This is a genomic window from Rhizorhabdus phycosphaerae, assembly GCF_011044255.1.
GTDB classification, from domain to species: Bacteria; Pseudomonadota; Alphaproteobacteria; order Sphingomonadales; family Sphingomonadaceae; genus Rhizorhabdus; species Rhizorhabdus phycosphaerae.
On record NZ_CP049107.1, the window covers coordinates 2,862,666 to 2,877,091 of the forward strand.

Genomic DNA, 14,426 nt, shown 5'->3' on the forward strand with positions numbered 1-14,426 from the left:
GTCCTCTGTGTCTCCGTTGCTGGCGGCTGCGCGGGGCAAGGCCGCCAAGCGCCCGCCGGCGGCCCTGTTGCTGCCGTTGAGCGGCCCGTCGGCCACGCTGGGCGTTAGCATGCAGCGTGCGGCGATGCTCGCGCAATCGCCGCTGTCGAAGCCGCAGGATCTGATGATTCTCGACACCGGCGGCACGGCAGCGGGGGCGACTGCGGCCGTCCAGCAGGCCGTGAAGCGCGGGGCAAGGATCATCATCGGCCCGCTCTTCGCGGAGGAAAGCCGCGCGGCGGCGCAGGCGGCCGGCGGAGTACCTGTGATCAGCTTCAGCAATGACGAGAATCTGGTCGGCAGCGGCGCCTTTCTGCTCGGTATCACGGCGAGCCAGAGCGTGACCTCGATCCTCCGCTATGCGCGGGGCCGGGGGGTCAAGCGCGTGGCGGTCCTGGCCGGTCCCTCGCGCTGGTCGGCGCAGGGCGTTGCGGCCGCCGAGCGGTTGCGTGGTGCCGCCGGGCTGGACGTAATCGTTCTTCCGGCGGAGACCGCACCAGAGCAATTGCGGTCGGTTCTCGCGCGCAGTGGCTCCGGGCTGCCCGACGCGGTCCTGGTGACCGAGAGCGGCGATGCCCTGCTCCGCGCGGCGCGGTCGATGCAGGATGGCGATCCCCAATTGCTCGGCACGCAGCAGGCGCTCGATCTTCCACCCGGCGCGCTGCGCGGTGCGTGGATGACGGGGCCGGACCCCGCGTCGATATCCGATTTCGCACAGCGTTATGGTTCCGCCGGTGCCGCCGGGCCGGGCCTGCTCGCGGCGCTTGCCTATGACGGCATGTCGATCGTCGAGGCCTTGCGCGCGGGCGGCGTGGTCGATCGCTCCGCGCTCTCCGCCGTGCCGTCCTTCGCCATTGCCACCGGACCGATCCGCTTCGCCGCCGACGGTCATGCCGCGCGCGAACTCGCGGTGCTGGTTGCCGGCCCCGACGGCTTCACCGCCGTGGACAAGAGCGGGTCGCTATGACCGATGGCGACGCCTCTTCGCGCGCTTCGGCGGGCGAGGCCGGCTTCACCCTGATCGAACTGATCATCTCGCTCGCGCTGTTCGGGTTGATCGCGATGGCGGGCCTCGCGCTCGTCGATGCGCTGATGGGGATCCAGAGCCGTACCGAAGGGCGGCTCGACCGGCTGGCCGAGATCCAGCGCGCGATGTTCGTGATCGACAACGACCTGTCGCAGCTGTCGGCCGGACCGCTGACGGGCGATGCCGCTTCGCTGAGCTTTACCCGACCGCTCGCGGCGGCGGGGGGCGTGCCGGTGCAGGTGCACTATCAGCTGGGCGCGGGGACGCTGCTGCGCAGTGCGCGCGGCAATGGGCTGCCGCAGGGCGCGCAGCGGGTGATGCAGGGTGTCGCCTCGCTGCGATGGAGCTATCTGGCGCCCGGTGGCAGCTGGATCGATCACTGGCCCGCCTCGCCAGATCAGGCGAAAAGCTGGCCGCTCGCGGTGGCAGCGGACATGGTATTGGCGCCGGGCGGAAGCGTGCAGGGACGGGTACGGCGCGTCGTGGCGCTGCCCGTGCATCCATGAGCGGGATGCGACAGCCACCGAATGGACGCGAGCGCGAGGCGGGGATGATCCTCGTCAACGTGCTGCTGTTCGTCGCCATCGCCAGCGGGATCCTGCTGCTGATGATCTCGGTGGAGGATAGCGGGCTCGAACGGGGCTTGCGGATGCGCGAGGCCGCCCGTGCGCAAGCGATCGCGCGCGGGGCCGAGGTGTCGGCCGTGGTCGCGCTGCGCCGCGATGCGCTGGTCGCGCCCGACACCGACAATCGGAGCGAGCCCTGGGCGGCGCTGGCGGAGACGGCCGCACCAATCGAGGGCGGCAGCTTCGACCTCGCGATCGAGGACGCGCAAGGCCGGTTCAATGTCAATGCGCTGATGCAGCCCGATCCGGTCGCGCTCGGCCTGCTCGGCAAGATCGCAGCGGCGGTGGGGATGAGCCCCGATCAGGCCGACAAGGCGGTGGTGGCGATCCGGCTCGCCGGGCCCGTGACCGATCTGCGCCCGCTGGCGGGCATCGGCCTACCCCCGGCGCAGCTGGCGCGGCTGACGGGGCTCGTCACGGCGCTGCCCTATGAGAGCAAGATCAACCTCAATGCCGCCAGCCCCGAGCTGCTGGCGATCCTGTCCGACGATCCGATGGCGGCCGGACGACTGGCCGCGCTGCGCGAGCGGCAGGGCTATCTGACGGCGGCCGATATGGCCACGCTCAACATGGCGATGCCGCAGGGGACGGGGCTCACTTCCAACCTGTTCTGGGTGCGCAGCCGGGTTCGTATCGGCGACACCAGCCAGCAGCTTACCAGCCTGATCGCGCGGCGCGACTTACCCGACGGCGGCAAGGGAGCATTGGTCGTCGGGCGTTGGTGGGGAGCGTCGGCGCCGCTGCAGGCGCCACGCCTGCCATGACCGGGGACGATGCCGTGAACGATATGCGAGACCAGCGACTGGCTTGTTACGGCACTTTGGCGCCGGGACGGTCGAACCATGACCAGCTAAAAGGACTGCGCGGCCATTGGCGGGTCGGAAGCATCGCCGGACGGCTCGTCCCGGAAGGCTGGGGCGCGTCGTTGGGCTATCCGGCGCTGCTGCTCGATCCGCCCGAGCAGCGGATCGAAATCCACCTGTTCGAGTCGCCCGACCTACCCGCCCACTGGGCCCAGCTCGATACTTTCGAGGGCCCCGGCTATGTCCGGACGGCGGTCGCGATCGATACGGCCGAGGGGCCGGTCGAAACGTGGATCTATCTCGGAGCGGGAAAGCCCTGAAGACGGGGCGGGCGCCGCTCGCGCGACGCCCGTTGACCTTTACAGGTCGATCGAGGCCGACAGCTTCACGGTGCGCGGCGCGCCCTGAAGCAGGTCGGGGCGGAAGGTGTCGAAGGACGAGGCCCAATAGCGCTTGTTCGCGACATTATCGACGTTGAAGCGCAGGGTCAGCGGCTTGTCGGCGACCACCGTGACGAAGCGCGCGCCGAGATCGACCCGCGTCCAGGAAGGCAGCTCGAGCGTGTTGGCGTCGTTGGCCGCCTGCTCGCCGGTGTGGACGACGCGACCGGTGAGAGTCAGGCCGGTGGCGAAAGGCAGGTCCCATTCGACATTGGCGTTGATCAGATAATCGGGAACGCCGGGGGCCTTCTTGCCCTGGTTGATGCCGTCCTGGGTGCGGCGGAGCTTGGCGTCGATGACCGAGGCACCGCCGATCAGGCGCAGCCCGTCGACGATCTCGCCTTCCATGCTGAACTCGATGCCGCGATTGCGTTGCTTGGCGAAGACGCCATAGACGAGCGAGCCGGCAGTTCCGTCGGCGATGGCGCTGGGGCGTGGCCGGTCGATCGTGAACAGCGCGAGCGACCCGTTGACCCGGCCTACGCTCAGCTTGCCGCCGACTTCATATTGGGTGGTCTTGGTCGGGGCGAAGGTCTCGCCCGCATTGCGGACCGGCAGGCCGTTGACGACCGTCGGGGCGACGGGCCCTGCTTCGAAGCCCTGCATGCGGTTGAAGAAGAGCGAGACGTTCTGCACCGGCTTGAACACGATGCCGGCAACGGGGGTCACTGCCGACTCGTCATAGGTGCTGGTCAGCGCCCCGCCGAAATAGGAATAGGATTTCTGCCGGATCGACTGGAGCCGCAGGCCGCCGGTGATCAGGATGCGATCGTCCCACAGGCCGATCGTGTCGGATGCGAACAGGCTCCACAGCCGCGTCCGCGCGACCGGGAAGGGATCGTCCAGATCGCCGCCGACGAGGCTCGACGAAGGGATCGGGACCTCGACCGCATTGTAGAGATTGGTGGCGAAGCCTGCGAAGCCGGGTCCGTAGAGGAAGTCATAGGCGTTGCGGTTGACCTGCCACAGCATCGATCCGCCGAGGTTGATCTGGTGGGTGACGCCGCCGCCCGCCAGCTTGATGCGGATGCCGGCCTGGCTGGCTTCGTTATTGTCGGTGCGGGGGACGTAGAGCGCATTGCCACTGGCAGCGCCCGTGGCCGCGTCGAGAATGGTGATGCCGCCATAGATGCCGTCTTCCATGCCGTCGCGGGCACCGACCGAGGCGTAGAGCATCGCCGCGTCCGACAGGTCATATTCGACCTTGGCGATACCGAACACGTCCCGCAGCTTCGAGTACGTCCAGGGCTGGGCATAGTTGGCGCTGGCCTTGGGCACGCGCGGGATTACGGCGGTGCCGACGGTCACTTTGGGGCGAAGTCCGCGCACCTTGACGCGCTGATAGGCGAGGTCGAGCGACAGCCGAAGCGGGCCGGAATTATAATCGAACGCGCCGCCGATCGTATAGGTCGAGCGGAACTCGCCGTCGATCGAGACCTCGCCGGTGCGGGCCACGCCGTTCACGCGGACGCCGACATCGCCGAACCGACGCGAGACGTCGAAGCTGCCGCCGACATGCTCGTCGGCGGTGTAGTTGGCGGTCAGGCGGGTCAGGTCCTGGGTCGCGCGCTTGGGGATCAGGTTGACGCTGCCGCCCAGACCCGAGCCGCCCGGGGCGGCGCCGTTGAGAAAGGCGCTCGCGCCGTTGAGAACCTGCACCGACTCAAAGAGCTCGGGCGAGATGAGCTGCCGCGGGGCGATGCCATAGAGGCTGTCGAGCCCGACATCGTCGCCGAAGACCGTGAAGCCGCGGATCACGAACTGCTCGGCCGCATTGCCGAAGCCATAGGTGATCCGCACCGAGGGATCATTCTCCAGCACCTGCCCCAGCGTCTGGGGCTGCTGGTTGAGGATCAGCGCCGCATTGTAGCTCTTGATCGAGAAGGGGACGTCCGCCGCATCCTGGTCGCCCAGCACGCCCAGGCTGCCACGGCGCGCAACCTCGGTCTGGTTCGCCTTCTGCGCGGTGACGATGATCTCGCGCATGTCGTCGGCAGCATCCTGCTGGGCGAAGGCCGTGCCACCCATCGACAGGGCGGTGGCGGCGGCTGCCGTCAGCAGGATGGTACGAAGCTTGGATGCGGTCACGGGGGTCCCTTTCGAACGGATTTTATTGTCTGGTGATGATGGAGCGTCAGCTTCGCCGTCGTGCGGTGGCCCACAGCAACGTGGCGACGGGCCCTGCGAGCGCGGCCCAGGACAGCGCGTCGCGCCAGCCGTCGCCGGTCAGCGCGGCAACGAGGCCGACGACGCTCAGCAGCGCGAGCAGCAGCGGTGCCGCGAAGATCGTGGTGAGAGGCTGACCGGCCTTCATGCGCCGGCCACCACGGCGCCGCCCGTCTCGACTTCGCGCAGCCGAGATTCCAGCGGGATGTGGCGCTTGCCGAGCCAGAGATAGAGGCCCGAGCCGAGGACCAGCATCGTGAAGAGGTCGAACAGCGCCCACAAGATCTTGAGCGGCAGAGCGCCATAGTCGCCGAAGTGCAGCGGCTGCGAATAGCTGAGCGCCAGCGCATACCAGGGCATCGGCCGCGCATCGGTGAGCCGGCCGGTCTCCGCATCGATCAGCGCCGGCGTCAGCGCCCGCTCGGTGAGCGGGGTCGCGCCCTGAAAGAAGACCGCATAATGATGCTTGCTGCTGTAGACGCCGCCGGGGAAGGCGATGAACTGCGGGTTGTTGCCAGGCAGGGCCTTTCGCGCCTCGGCCATCGCCGTGTCCAGCGAGCCATAGCGCGACGGCGGGAGCGCGCTGCGGTCTCCATAGCTATGCGTCATGGCGGCGAGCTCGGTCGCCTGCCAATATTGGATGATGGGGGTGGCCAGCGTGTTGATCACCCCGGTCAGACCGACGACCGCCATCCAGGCCAGAGCGGTGATCCCCAGCAGGTTGTGATAGTCTAGCCATTTCAGCCGGGTGCTCCGGCTGGTGCGGACCGTGCCGAAGGGCAGTTTTCGCATGAAGGGCGCATAGAGCACCACGCCCGACACCAGCGCCGCGACGAAAAGCAGGCCCATCAATCCCAGGAAGAGCATGCCGGGCAGTCCCAGAAACATGTCGGTGTGCAGCTGAAGGAGGAAATGCATCACGCCGTCGTCGTCGAGCTTGCCTTCGGGCGCGCCGCTAAGCCGATTCCATAGCTGCACCGTCATCTGCCCGGTCGGAGAGTCGGGCGCCGGGGCGGTGGTGACGGTCATCGACGAGAGGTCATTGTCGAACGCCATGAAGACCGGAACCTCGCCGGGCCGCGCGGCGAGCGCCTTGGCGAGCATGACGTCGAGCGGAAGCAGCTTCGGATCGGTACCCGACGACGGCGGTCCTGCCTGCGCCGATGCGCCTTCGGTCAGGCTGTCGATCTCGTCGTGAAAGATCAGCGGCAGGCCCGTGACGCAGAGCATCAGCAGGAAGGCCGTGCAGAGGATGCTCGTCCACTTATGGACGAGGAACCAGACGCGGATCGTGGAGCGAGTCAAATATCTGCTAACCGGTAATGAGAGCGATTAGCAATAGCATAGATAGGGTGGGTCGGGGATGCAAGTTCGCAGCCCCGCCTTCAGGGCATGAAAAAGGGCGCGGAAGCCACAGCCTCCGCGCCCGCTTTCCGTCTGTTCAGGATCAGAAGTTGGCGGTCAGACCCAGCGAGAAGGTCCGGCCGATTTCGTATCGGTTGAGATAGATGATGTTGCTGCCAGACTTCTGGAACTCGCGATAATCGGTGCCCGTCAGGTTGCGGGCCTCGATCTTCAGCTCCATGTCGGTGCCCAGCAGCTTGAAGCCCTGACGACCGACGAGGTCGAAACGGAAGCCGGGGCGCTCCTTGATGTCCGGTTGGCGCGAGGTGCCCTGGATCGGGCCGCGGTTGGTCACCCGCTCGCTCGAATAGTTGAGCAGCGCGGTCACCTGCGACAGCGTCTCGGTGTCTTCGAAGCTCAGCTGCAGGTTGACGATATGGTCGGACTGACCGGTCAGCGGCGCGCCGTCACGGAACAGCGTGCTGGCGGCGACCGGGGACAGGTCGGGACCGATTACGGTGGAGTCGTCGACCTTCAGCTTCGACTTGGTGAAGGTATAGTTGGCGATCGTGACGATGCGCTTGGTCGCGAAGAAGTCGCCGCTCAGGAAGTCGAGCGGGAAGTGCTTCTCGAGTTCGAACTCGGCGCCGTACAGCTGCGCTTCGGGCGCATTGGCGAAGCCGGTGCGGAGCGCGCCGCCGCCCGCGAAGAAGGCTGCTGCCTCGATCGGGTTGTCGATCTTCTTGAAGAAGCCCGCGACGGAGAAGCGCTGGTTGCGGTCGAAATACCACTCGTAGCGCGCCTCGGCATTGTACAGCTGCGAGTCGGTCAGGAAGGGATTGCCGGTGAACTGGCGATCGCTGTCGAAATCCTGATAGATCTGGCGTGCGAGCTCGCGGAACTGCGGGCGGGCGATCGTCTTCGACGCCGCGACGCGGAACTGCATGTCGTCCCTGAAATTATAGGTCAGGGTCAGAGCCGGCAGGAAATAGCTCTTCGACAGGGTGGTGCCCGGTCCGGCATCGGGGGTGACGACCTGCTCGGCATCTTCATAGCGGACACCCGCCTGGACGCGCAGCTTGTCGGTCGCCTCGATCTCGGCCTGGCCGTAGCCCGCATGGATGCGCAGGCCGGCACGATAAGCGCGCGAACCCTCCGCGCCCGATACGTCGCGTAGCTGGATGTTGTAGGTGTAGATATTATAGTCCGACAGCAGATAGTCGGGACGCAGCTGCGCCACGGCCTGATCCAGCGCGCCGGCGGGGCGGAAGAACTGGAACTGGTAGCGGTCAGACTGGCGCTTGGTATCGTTGAACGAATAGCCCGCCGAGATCGTACCGCGCAGCGCGCCGTCGAGCTTGTAGGAAAGGTCGCCGCTGGCCGCGTAGACGTCTTCGTTCAGGTCGCTGAAGGCGATATCGGCCGACTGGCCGCCTGAGGCGAGGTTGTTGATATAGTCGCCCACACCCGCATTGTAGTTATAGCTGAAGCTGCGCTCATACGGGCTCTCGCGCTGCGAATTGGCATAGGTACCGCGCAGGTCGATGCTGAGCTTGTCGAACCGAAGCTCGGCCACCGCCTGGGTGTCGATAAGCTGGCGTTCGAACCAGTAGGTGTTCTGCTTGATCAAAGAGGCAGGCTGGTCGGCCTCCTGATCTTCGACGTTGCGGTTGAAGCCGGCCGAGAGGCGGCCCTGCTTGACGGTGTCGCGGATGAACAAATTGGTCCAGCGGAACTTGTGATCGTTCACTTCCGCGCCGAGGCCGAGCAGGCCGTTCACCGTGATGTGGTTCTCGGTGATGACGGTCTGGAACTGGGTCTGCGGAATGCCGGCGAGTTCGGGGTCGATCGACGACTGCTGCAGCACGTCGCGGGTTCGCCAGCTGTTGCTGAAGCCGAGCCCGGCGAGGATGCCGATGCGGCCGCTGTCGGTGTCCATCGCGGTGCCGCCGGTCAGGTCGGCCGAGAAATTGGCCGGGATGTTGCGGTTGCGCTGGAGCAGCGAGGTGCTGGCGTTGGCCAGGCTGGCCGCGAAGCCCTGAAGGTCGGCTGCGCTATAGTCGTTGCCTTGGACGATCGGCTTGGTCGCGGATCCCTTGATGGCCGACTTCAGACCTGCCGGAATATCGCGGGTGCCGTCGTCGAAGCCGAACCAGTCATAGTCCGAGCCATAATAGGTATAGCCGAGCTGGCCGGTCGTCTCGGTGTTGCCGGCGATCGAGCCGCCGATCGACAGGAAGGGCTCTTTCGGGATCGCCTTGGTGGTGAGGTTGATCACGCCACCGCCGAATTCGCCCGGATAATTGGCCGAGTAGCTCTTCTGCACCAGCGACGACGCCAGGATGCTCGTCGGGAAGATGTCGAGCGGCACGACGCGCTTGAGCGGTTCGGGGCTGGGCAGCGGCGAGCCGTTGAGCAGCGCGAGCGAATAGCGATCGCCGAGGCCGCGGACATAGACGAAGCCATTGCCGACGACCGAGAGGCCGGTCACGCGCTGGAGCGCACCGGCGATATCGCCGTCGCCCGTGCGGGCGATGTCGGCCGAGGAGAGAACCGAGATGACCTGCGGCGTCGCGCGGATCGTGTTCTCCTGGCGGCGGCCGGTGACGACGATGTCGCGGTTGCTGGCGCCCAGGGTCGAGATTTCGACCTGCTCGTCATCGGCGGTGGTGGCCTGCGCCGGAGGGGCGGAGGTGGTGGGGGCGGCGGTGGTCGGCGCGGCCTGCGCAAGCAGCGCGGCTGGCGACATCAGCGCCGTCGAGACAAGAAGCAGGCGCCCGAAGGCGAGAGGCGTGGTCATGTGGGTTCCCCGTTCGGAATGAGCGAACGGGCGGCGAACGCTTTCGCGACCGCCGCCCGTCTAGTCAGTGCAAGCGCGGTCAGTTCGGGATCGACGTGCACGAACCGCTGGTGCTGCCGAACGACGCGGTCGAGGAGTTGCAGGTCCAGCCCGCATACCAGGTGTCGGTCGAGTCACGCACCGCGCCGATGTAGGTCGTGGTGGCGAAGAAGCTGCCGAGCGTCTTGGCATCGAACGGCGTCACCGCGCGCTCGTTGGCGCCGTCGATGAAGGTGCCGGTCAGCGACGAGACGAAGGCGGCATTGTTGTTGGTGCCGGCATTGAAGATCGTCTGCACCGCGGCTTCGTTGCCATCGGCGCGGAAGGCGTTGGTGGCGCAGGAGAGCACGACCGAGCGGAAGACCGGCGGGCCGACATCGTCCAGCGCGGCGTCGGCAGCGCGGGTGGTGGTGCCAGCGGTCTCGTCGATGTCGAGGCACGAACCGGTGCCGGTGACGACGCCATTGACCATCGTGTAGTCGGTGCCGCCGCGCAGCAGCATCACATTGCCGCCCTGGACGGTCGAGCGCTGAACGAAGGTGAAGTTGGCGAGGCGCGTATTCTGACGCGGCAGCGCATCTTCGTTGCCGTTCGAGTCGGCTTCGACCATCGAGTCACCGTTCGATCCGTCGCGCTGGACGCCGATGACGAACTGGATGAAGCCCTTGTAGCCGAGGTCGGTGTCGAGCGCGTCGTCGTCCGAGCCCGTCATCACCAGATATTTCAGGTTGGCGCGGCCACCGAAGATTTCGATACCGTCGTCCGAGCTGTTGTGGATCTGGATGTGGTCGATGGTGGTGCCGCTGCCGACGCCGCCGAGGGTCAGACCCTGCAGCTCATTGCCCGGCGCGATCTGGAAGCCCGAATAGCGGATCTGGACATATTGCAGCGTGCCGCTGTTGTCCTCTGCAACCGCGCCGCCATAGAGCGAGCCGGTGGTGCCTTCGATGACCTGCTGGCACTGGGCCGAGCCGCCGGCAACCGCCGTGTTACAGTCGGAGATCGGCGCGCGGCCGAGCAGGATGATGCCGCCCCACAGGCCCTGGCTGCTGTCGGTGGTGGTGCCGAGCACGTTGTCACGCGCGGTGAAGATGATCGGAGCGCTGGCGGTGCCGATCGCGTTCAGGCGCGAGCCGCGGTTCACGACCAGATAGTCGTTGCCCGACGAGGCGAAGACGGTGACGCCCGGCTGGATGGTGAGGGTGACGCGCTGGCCACCGGATGCGCTGCCGTCGCCGCCGATGTCGGTGCCGACATTGACCGGGCCCGAGATCGAGTAGATCACGCCCGGCAGCTTCTGCAGCGTGTAGTCGGCGGTGATGCGGCCCGACAGTTCGCAGGTGCGGAAGGCGGTGGTGATGGTGCCGCGATCGATCGTGCCGGTCGGGCAGCTGGCGGCAGCCTGACCCGGGGTCGGGGTGGGCGTGGGTGTCGGGGTGGGGGTCGGCGTCGGGGTCGGCGTGATGATGACGCCCTCGCCCGGCGATGCGACGTCGTCGGCGCCGCCGCAGGCGGTGACCGCCATCGCACAGCTGAGCATGAGGATGGTGCGGAACTTCTTCATGGTTGCCCCTTTGCGTTGAACCAGAGGCGGGTGCCGACTCCCGGACCGCCTTACGGGACTCGCCTCTAGTGGGGCTGAATGGCGTCGCGATTACGTGTCCATGACAGTTCCGAGACAGTCTCGGGCGTTCATCCCCGGTTCGGCCAGGGCCGTTCGCGGTACCATTTGGTGATCACATATTTGGTGCCGCTGCGCACCTTCATGCCCGCATGCAGCGTCCAGTCGTTCGCCTTGCCGGCTCGATCGACATTGGCCCAGGCGACCAGTTTTCCGGCCTCCGGCTGGATGATCTTGTCGAGACGGCGGAAGCGCGTCGCACCACCAGCCGCGGGCTTGTTCAGATAGATCATCGCCGTCCAGCTGCGCTGTCCGGTCTCGCCGCAATAGGTCAGATAGTCGGCGCCGGTCGGCTCGAAATAATCGGTATGATCGCGAAACTCTTCGCCCACGTCATATTTCTGGCCCTGAATCGGTTCGCCCAGAGCCGGATCGATGCCGAGCGTTTCGGCGATCTGTCGATCGAGCGCCTGGGCCAGCTCGCTTGCCGGATCCATGTCGCAGGTCTTGCTGGTCCGGAAATAATCGATGCCCTGATCGTCGGCGATCGTGGAGGGGCGGTTGTCCCGGTCGATGATCGCGATCACTTCTGCGCATTGCGCGGGCGACAGGAAGTCGCGGATCATGAACAGATCGATCTTCGGGCTCGGTAGCTTCTGCGCACCGAGGGCCCTCAGGCGATCTGCGACGGGCGAGACGATGTCGGTCATGCCACCGCGTCTAGCCTCAGTGGTCCGTCCGAAGCCATATCGGCTGTCATCGAACCGTCACGCCGGCGACACCTGATCAAGCGCTGCCCGTAGCGGCGGCCGCCAGATCGGGGGTCGCACGATCGGCAGTCTCCTTGCGCTCGGAATAGCGGTCGACGAGTTGCGCGGCATGAGGACGGAGCAGCACGGTGAAGCGAACGAGCTCCTCCATCACATCGACGATGCGGTCATAATAAGCGGATGGGCGCATGCGTCCCGCCTCGTCGAACTCCTTATAGGCCATGGCGATCGACGACTGGTTGGGGATGGTGAACATGCGCATCCAGCGTCCCAGCAGGCGCATGCTGTTCACGGCGTTGAACGATTGCGATCCGCCCGAGACCTGCATCAGCGCGAGCGTGCGTCCCTGGGTCGGCCGCATGCCGCGCAGCTCGAGTGGCAGATGGTCGATCTGCGCCTTCATCAGTCCGGTGATCGCGCCGTGGCGTTCGGGGCTGCACCAGACCTGGCCCTCGGACCAGTTCGACAGCGCGCGCAGTTCGTGCACGGCGGGATGGTCGTCGCCTTTCACCTGATCCGGCAGCGGCAGGTCGGACGGATCGAAGATGCGCGTCTCCGCACCGAACAGGCGCAGCAGGCGCGCCGCTTCCTCGACCGCCAATCGCGAGAAGGAGCGTTCGCGCAGCGAGCCATAGAGGAGCAGGATGCGGGCGGGCGCACTGTCGTCGGCGAGACCCGAGGCCGGCCGCGACACGACATGCTCGCGGCGCAGTGCCGGCAGGCTGTCGGGATCGGGCAACATACGCAGCCGAGCGAATTCGGTGTCGGTCATGCCTCGACGCCTTTCTCATACCAGCTGCGGCTGCGCTTCACGATCGCGACGACCGACAGCATCACCGGCACTTCGACCAACACGCCGACCACAGTGGCGAGGGCCGCGCCGGATTGCAGCCCGAACAGCGAGATTGCCGCGGCGACCGCAAGCTCGAAGAAGTTGGAGGCCCCGATGAGCGCCGCGGGGGCGGCAACGCACCACGCTACGCCGAGCTTGCGCGAAAGCAGATAGGCGATGCCCGCATTGGCATAGACCTGCACCAGGATCGGGACGGCGATAAGTGCGATGACCAGCGGCTGCTTAAGGATGGCGTCACCCTGGAAGCCGAACAGCAGTACGAGTGTCGCGAGCAGCGCCGTGATCGACAACGGGCCGAGTATGCGCAGCGTCCGTTCGATCGCCGTGGTGCCGCCGCGCGTGATCAATCCGGGCCGTAGCATCTGCGCCAGCGCTACCGGGACGAGGATATAGAGCGCGACCGATGTCAGCAAAGTCGCCCAGGGCACGGTGATCGACGCGACCCCGAGCAACAGCGCCACCATTGGCGCGAACAGCAGCACCATCAGCACGTCGTTGAGCGCGACCTGGCTCAGCGTGAAGGCGGGGTCGCCGTCGCAGAGGTTCGACCAGACGAACACCATCGCCGTGCAGGGCGCGGCTGCGAGCAGGATCAGCCCGGCGATATAGGAGGATATCTGGTCCGATGGCAGCAGCGGGGCGAACAGCCAGCCGAGAAAGACCGTGCCGAGCAGCGCCATCGAAAAAGGCTTCACGCCCCAGTTGACGAACAGCGTCACGCCGATGCCGCGCCAATGGCGGCCGACCGCGGCTAGCGCCGAGAAGTCGATCTTCACCAGCATGGGGATGATCATCAGCCAGACCAGCAGCGCGACCGGGATATTGACCCGGGCCACCTCGGCGGCGGCGATGGCGCGGAAGGCAGTCGGAAACAGATGGCCTAGGCCGATGCCGACGACGATACAGAGCGCGACCCACAGCGAGAGGTAGCGCTCGAAGCGGTTCATTGCCGTCGTCTCGGCCAGACGCCCTTGTTCGGGGGTGGCCATCAGGCAGACGCTCCGGCGGAGGCGCCCTCGGTCCGGCCGATCTCGCGCAGCTTCTCACGCAGGGCGATGCGGTCCAGGCCTTCGATCGGCAGCGCGATCAGCAGCGAAAGCCGGTTCTCGATCAGCCGCAGGGCATGGCGGAAGGCGGCTTCGCGGGTCGCGTCGTCGCCGGTGACGTCGGACGGATCCTCGATCCCCCAATGGGCCGTCATCGGGTGGCCGGGCCAGACGGGGCAGCTTTCGCCGGCAGCGGAATCGCACACGGTGAAGATGAAGTCGAACCTGGGTGCGTCGACGCCAGCGAACTCGTCCCAGCTCTTCGAGCGCAGCGCGTCGGTCGGGTAGCCGAGCTTGCGGAGCAGGGCGAAGGCGTCGGGGTTGACATCGCCGCGCGGGCGGCTTCCGGCCGAATAAGCGCGGAAGCGCTCCCCGCCCATACGGGTCAACGCGCTTTCGGCAAGGATCGAGCGCGCCGAATTGCCGGTGCACAGGAACAGGACGTTGTAGGTCGTAGCGCTCATGGCGGATGGGTCCTTCAGCAGCAGGGGGCAAGCTCCGCCAGAATCGGCGCGCACAGCTCGGCATTGCCGCCGCAGCAGTCCTGGAGGAGGAAGAGGATCAGCGTCCGCAGATGATCGAGCTGGACGCGATAGATGATCGATCGGCCGTCACGCTCGGACTGCAGCAGGCCCGCGCGCGTAAGGATGGCGAGGTGGCTCGACAGCGTGTTCGGCGCGACGTCCAGCGTCCGGGCGATCTCCCCCGCCGCAAGGCCCGCCGGCTCGGCGCGCACCAGCAGCCGGAAGATGTCTAGCCGCGTTTCCAGCGCGAGCGCGGACAAAGCTGTCACGGCCTGATTCGTTTCCATATTTCGACGAATATCGAAATATGTGATGCTCGTCCAGACGG

The 14,426-nt window shown here is 66.5% G+C and carries 14 protein-coding genes; 4 read left to right on the forward strand and 10 right to left on the reverse strand.

Features of this window, described 5'->3' with window-relative positions:
• The first annotated feature begins 7 nt into the window (after positions 1 to 7).
• From G6P88_RS13325 to G6P88_RS13340, 4 genes are read left to right on the forward strand one after another with little or no spacing between them, the layout of a single operon-like run.
• Positions 8 to 1,006: a penicillin-binding protein activator gene (locus G6P88_RS13325; RefSeq protein WP_226946559.1), complete on the forward strand. Its 999-nt coding sequence runs from the start codon at positions 8 to 10 to the stop codon at positions 1,004 to 1,006.
• Entirely contained in the window at positions 1,003 to 1,572 is a 570-nt protein-coding gene (locus G6P88_RS13330) for a PulJ/GspJ family protein (RefSeq protein ID WP_165323602.1), read from the forward strand. The genes G6P88_RS13325 and G6P88_RS13330 overlap by 4 nt, the downstream gene beginning before the upstream one ends.
• Before the next feature lie 5 nt (positions 1,573 to 1,577).
• Entirely contained in the window at positions 1,578 to 2,456 is an 879-nt protein-coding gene (locus tag G6P88_RS13335) for a type II secretion system minor pseudopilin (RefSeq protein ID WP_226946560.1), read from the forward strand.
• Positions 2,457 to 2,479: 23 nt separating this feature from the next.
• Positions 2,480 to 2,815 (forward strand): gamma-glutamylcyclotransferase family protein, encoded by a 336-nt coding sequence (locus G6P88_RS13340; RefSeq protein WP_226946838.1) that lies wholly within the window; start codon positions 2,480 to 2,482, stop codon positions 2,813 to 2,815.
• 39 nt (positions 2,816 to 2,854) lie between these two features.
• Here the strand turns inward: G6P88_RS13340 and G6P88_RS13345 are convergent, their stop codons facing one another.
• The 10 genes from G6P88_RS13345 to G6P88_RS13390 form a co-directional block, all read right to left on the reverse strand.
• Positions 2,855 to 5,023 carry a TonB-dependent receptor gene (locus tag G6P88_RS13345; RefSeq protein ID WP_345719162.1) on the reverse strand — a complete coding sequence of 723 codons (2,169 nt, stop codon included), beginning with the start codon at positions 5,021 to 5,023 and terminating at the stop codon, positions 2,855 to 2,857.
• Between the two features lie 46 nt (positions 5,024 to 5,069).
• Positions 5,070 to 5,249, reverse strand: a complete 180-nt coding sequence (locus tag G6P88_RS13350) for a hypothetical protein (RefSeq protein ID WP_165323605.1) — start codon at positions 5,247 to 5,249, stop codon at positions 5,070 to 5,072.
• Positions 5,246 to 6,406, reverse strand: coding sequence for a PepSY-associated TM helix domain-containing protein (locus G6P88_RS13355; protein ID WP_165323606.1), 1,161 nt, complete (start codon positions 6,404 to 6,406; stop codon positions 5,246 to 5,248). Before G6P88_RS13355 ends, G6P88_RS13350 begins: the two co-directional genes overlap by 4 nt.
• Before the next feature lie 142 nt (positions 6,407 to 6,548).
• Positions 6,549 to 9,245, reverse strand: coding sequence for a TonB-dependent receptor domain-containing protein (locus G6P88_RS13360; protein WP_165323607.1), 2,697 nt, complete (start codon positions 9,243 to 9,245; stop codon positions 6,549 to 6,551).
• 79 nt (positions 9,246 to 9,324) lie between these two features.
• Entirely contained in the window at positions 9,325 to 10,848 is a 1,524-nt protein-coding gene (locus tag G6P88_RS13365; protein ID WP_165323608.1) for a hypothetical protein, read from the reverse strand.
• A gap of 128 nt (positions 10,849 to 10,976) precedes the next feature.
• Positions 10,977 to 11,615 carry a prolyl hydroxylase family protein gene (locus tag G6P88_RS13370; RefSeq protein ID WP_165323609.1) on the reverse strand — a complete coding sequence of 213 codons (639 nt, stop codon included), beginning with the start codon at positions 11,613 to 11,615 and terminating at the stop codon, positions 10,977 to 10,979.
• 76 nt (positions 11,616 to 11,691) lie between these two features.
• Positions 11,692 to 12,447, reverse strand: coding sequence for an arsenical resistance protein ArsH (gene arsH, locus G6P88_RS13375; protein WP_226946561.1), 756 nt, complete (start codon positions 12,445 to 12,447; stop codon positions 11,692 to 11,694).
• Positions 12,444 to 13,517, reverse strand: coding sequence for an ACR3 family arsenite efflux transporter (arsB, locus tag G6P88_RS13380; protein ID WP_226946562.1), 1,074 nt, complete (start codon positions 13,515 to 13,517; stop codon positions 12,444 to 12,446). The genes arsH and arsB overlap by 4 nt, the downstream gene beginning before the upstream one ends.
• Positions 13,517 to 14,038 (reverse strand): arsenate reductase ArsC, encoded by a 522-nt coding sequence (locus tag G6P88_RS13385; RefSeq protein ID WP_165323610.1) that lies wholly within the window; start codon positions 14,036 to 14,038, stop codon positions 13,517 to 13,519. The genes arsB and G6P88_RS13385 overlap by 1 nt, the downstream gene beginning before the upstream one ends.
• 14 nt (positions 14,039 to 14,052) lie before the next feature.
• Positions 14,053 to 14,385 (reverse strand): ArsR/SmtB family transcription factor, encoded by a 333-nt coding sequence (locus tag G6P88_RS13390; RefSeq protein ID WP_165323611.1) that lies wholly within the window; start codon positions 14,383 to 14,385, stop codon positions 14,053 to 14,055.
• Between the last annotated feature and the right edge of the window lie 41 nt (positions 14,386 to 14,426).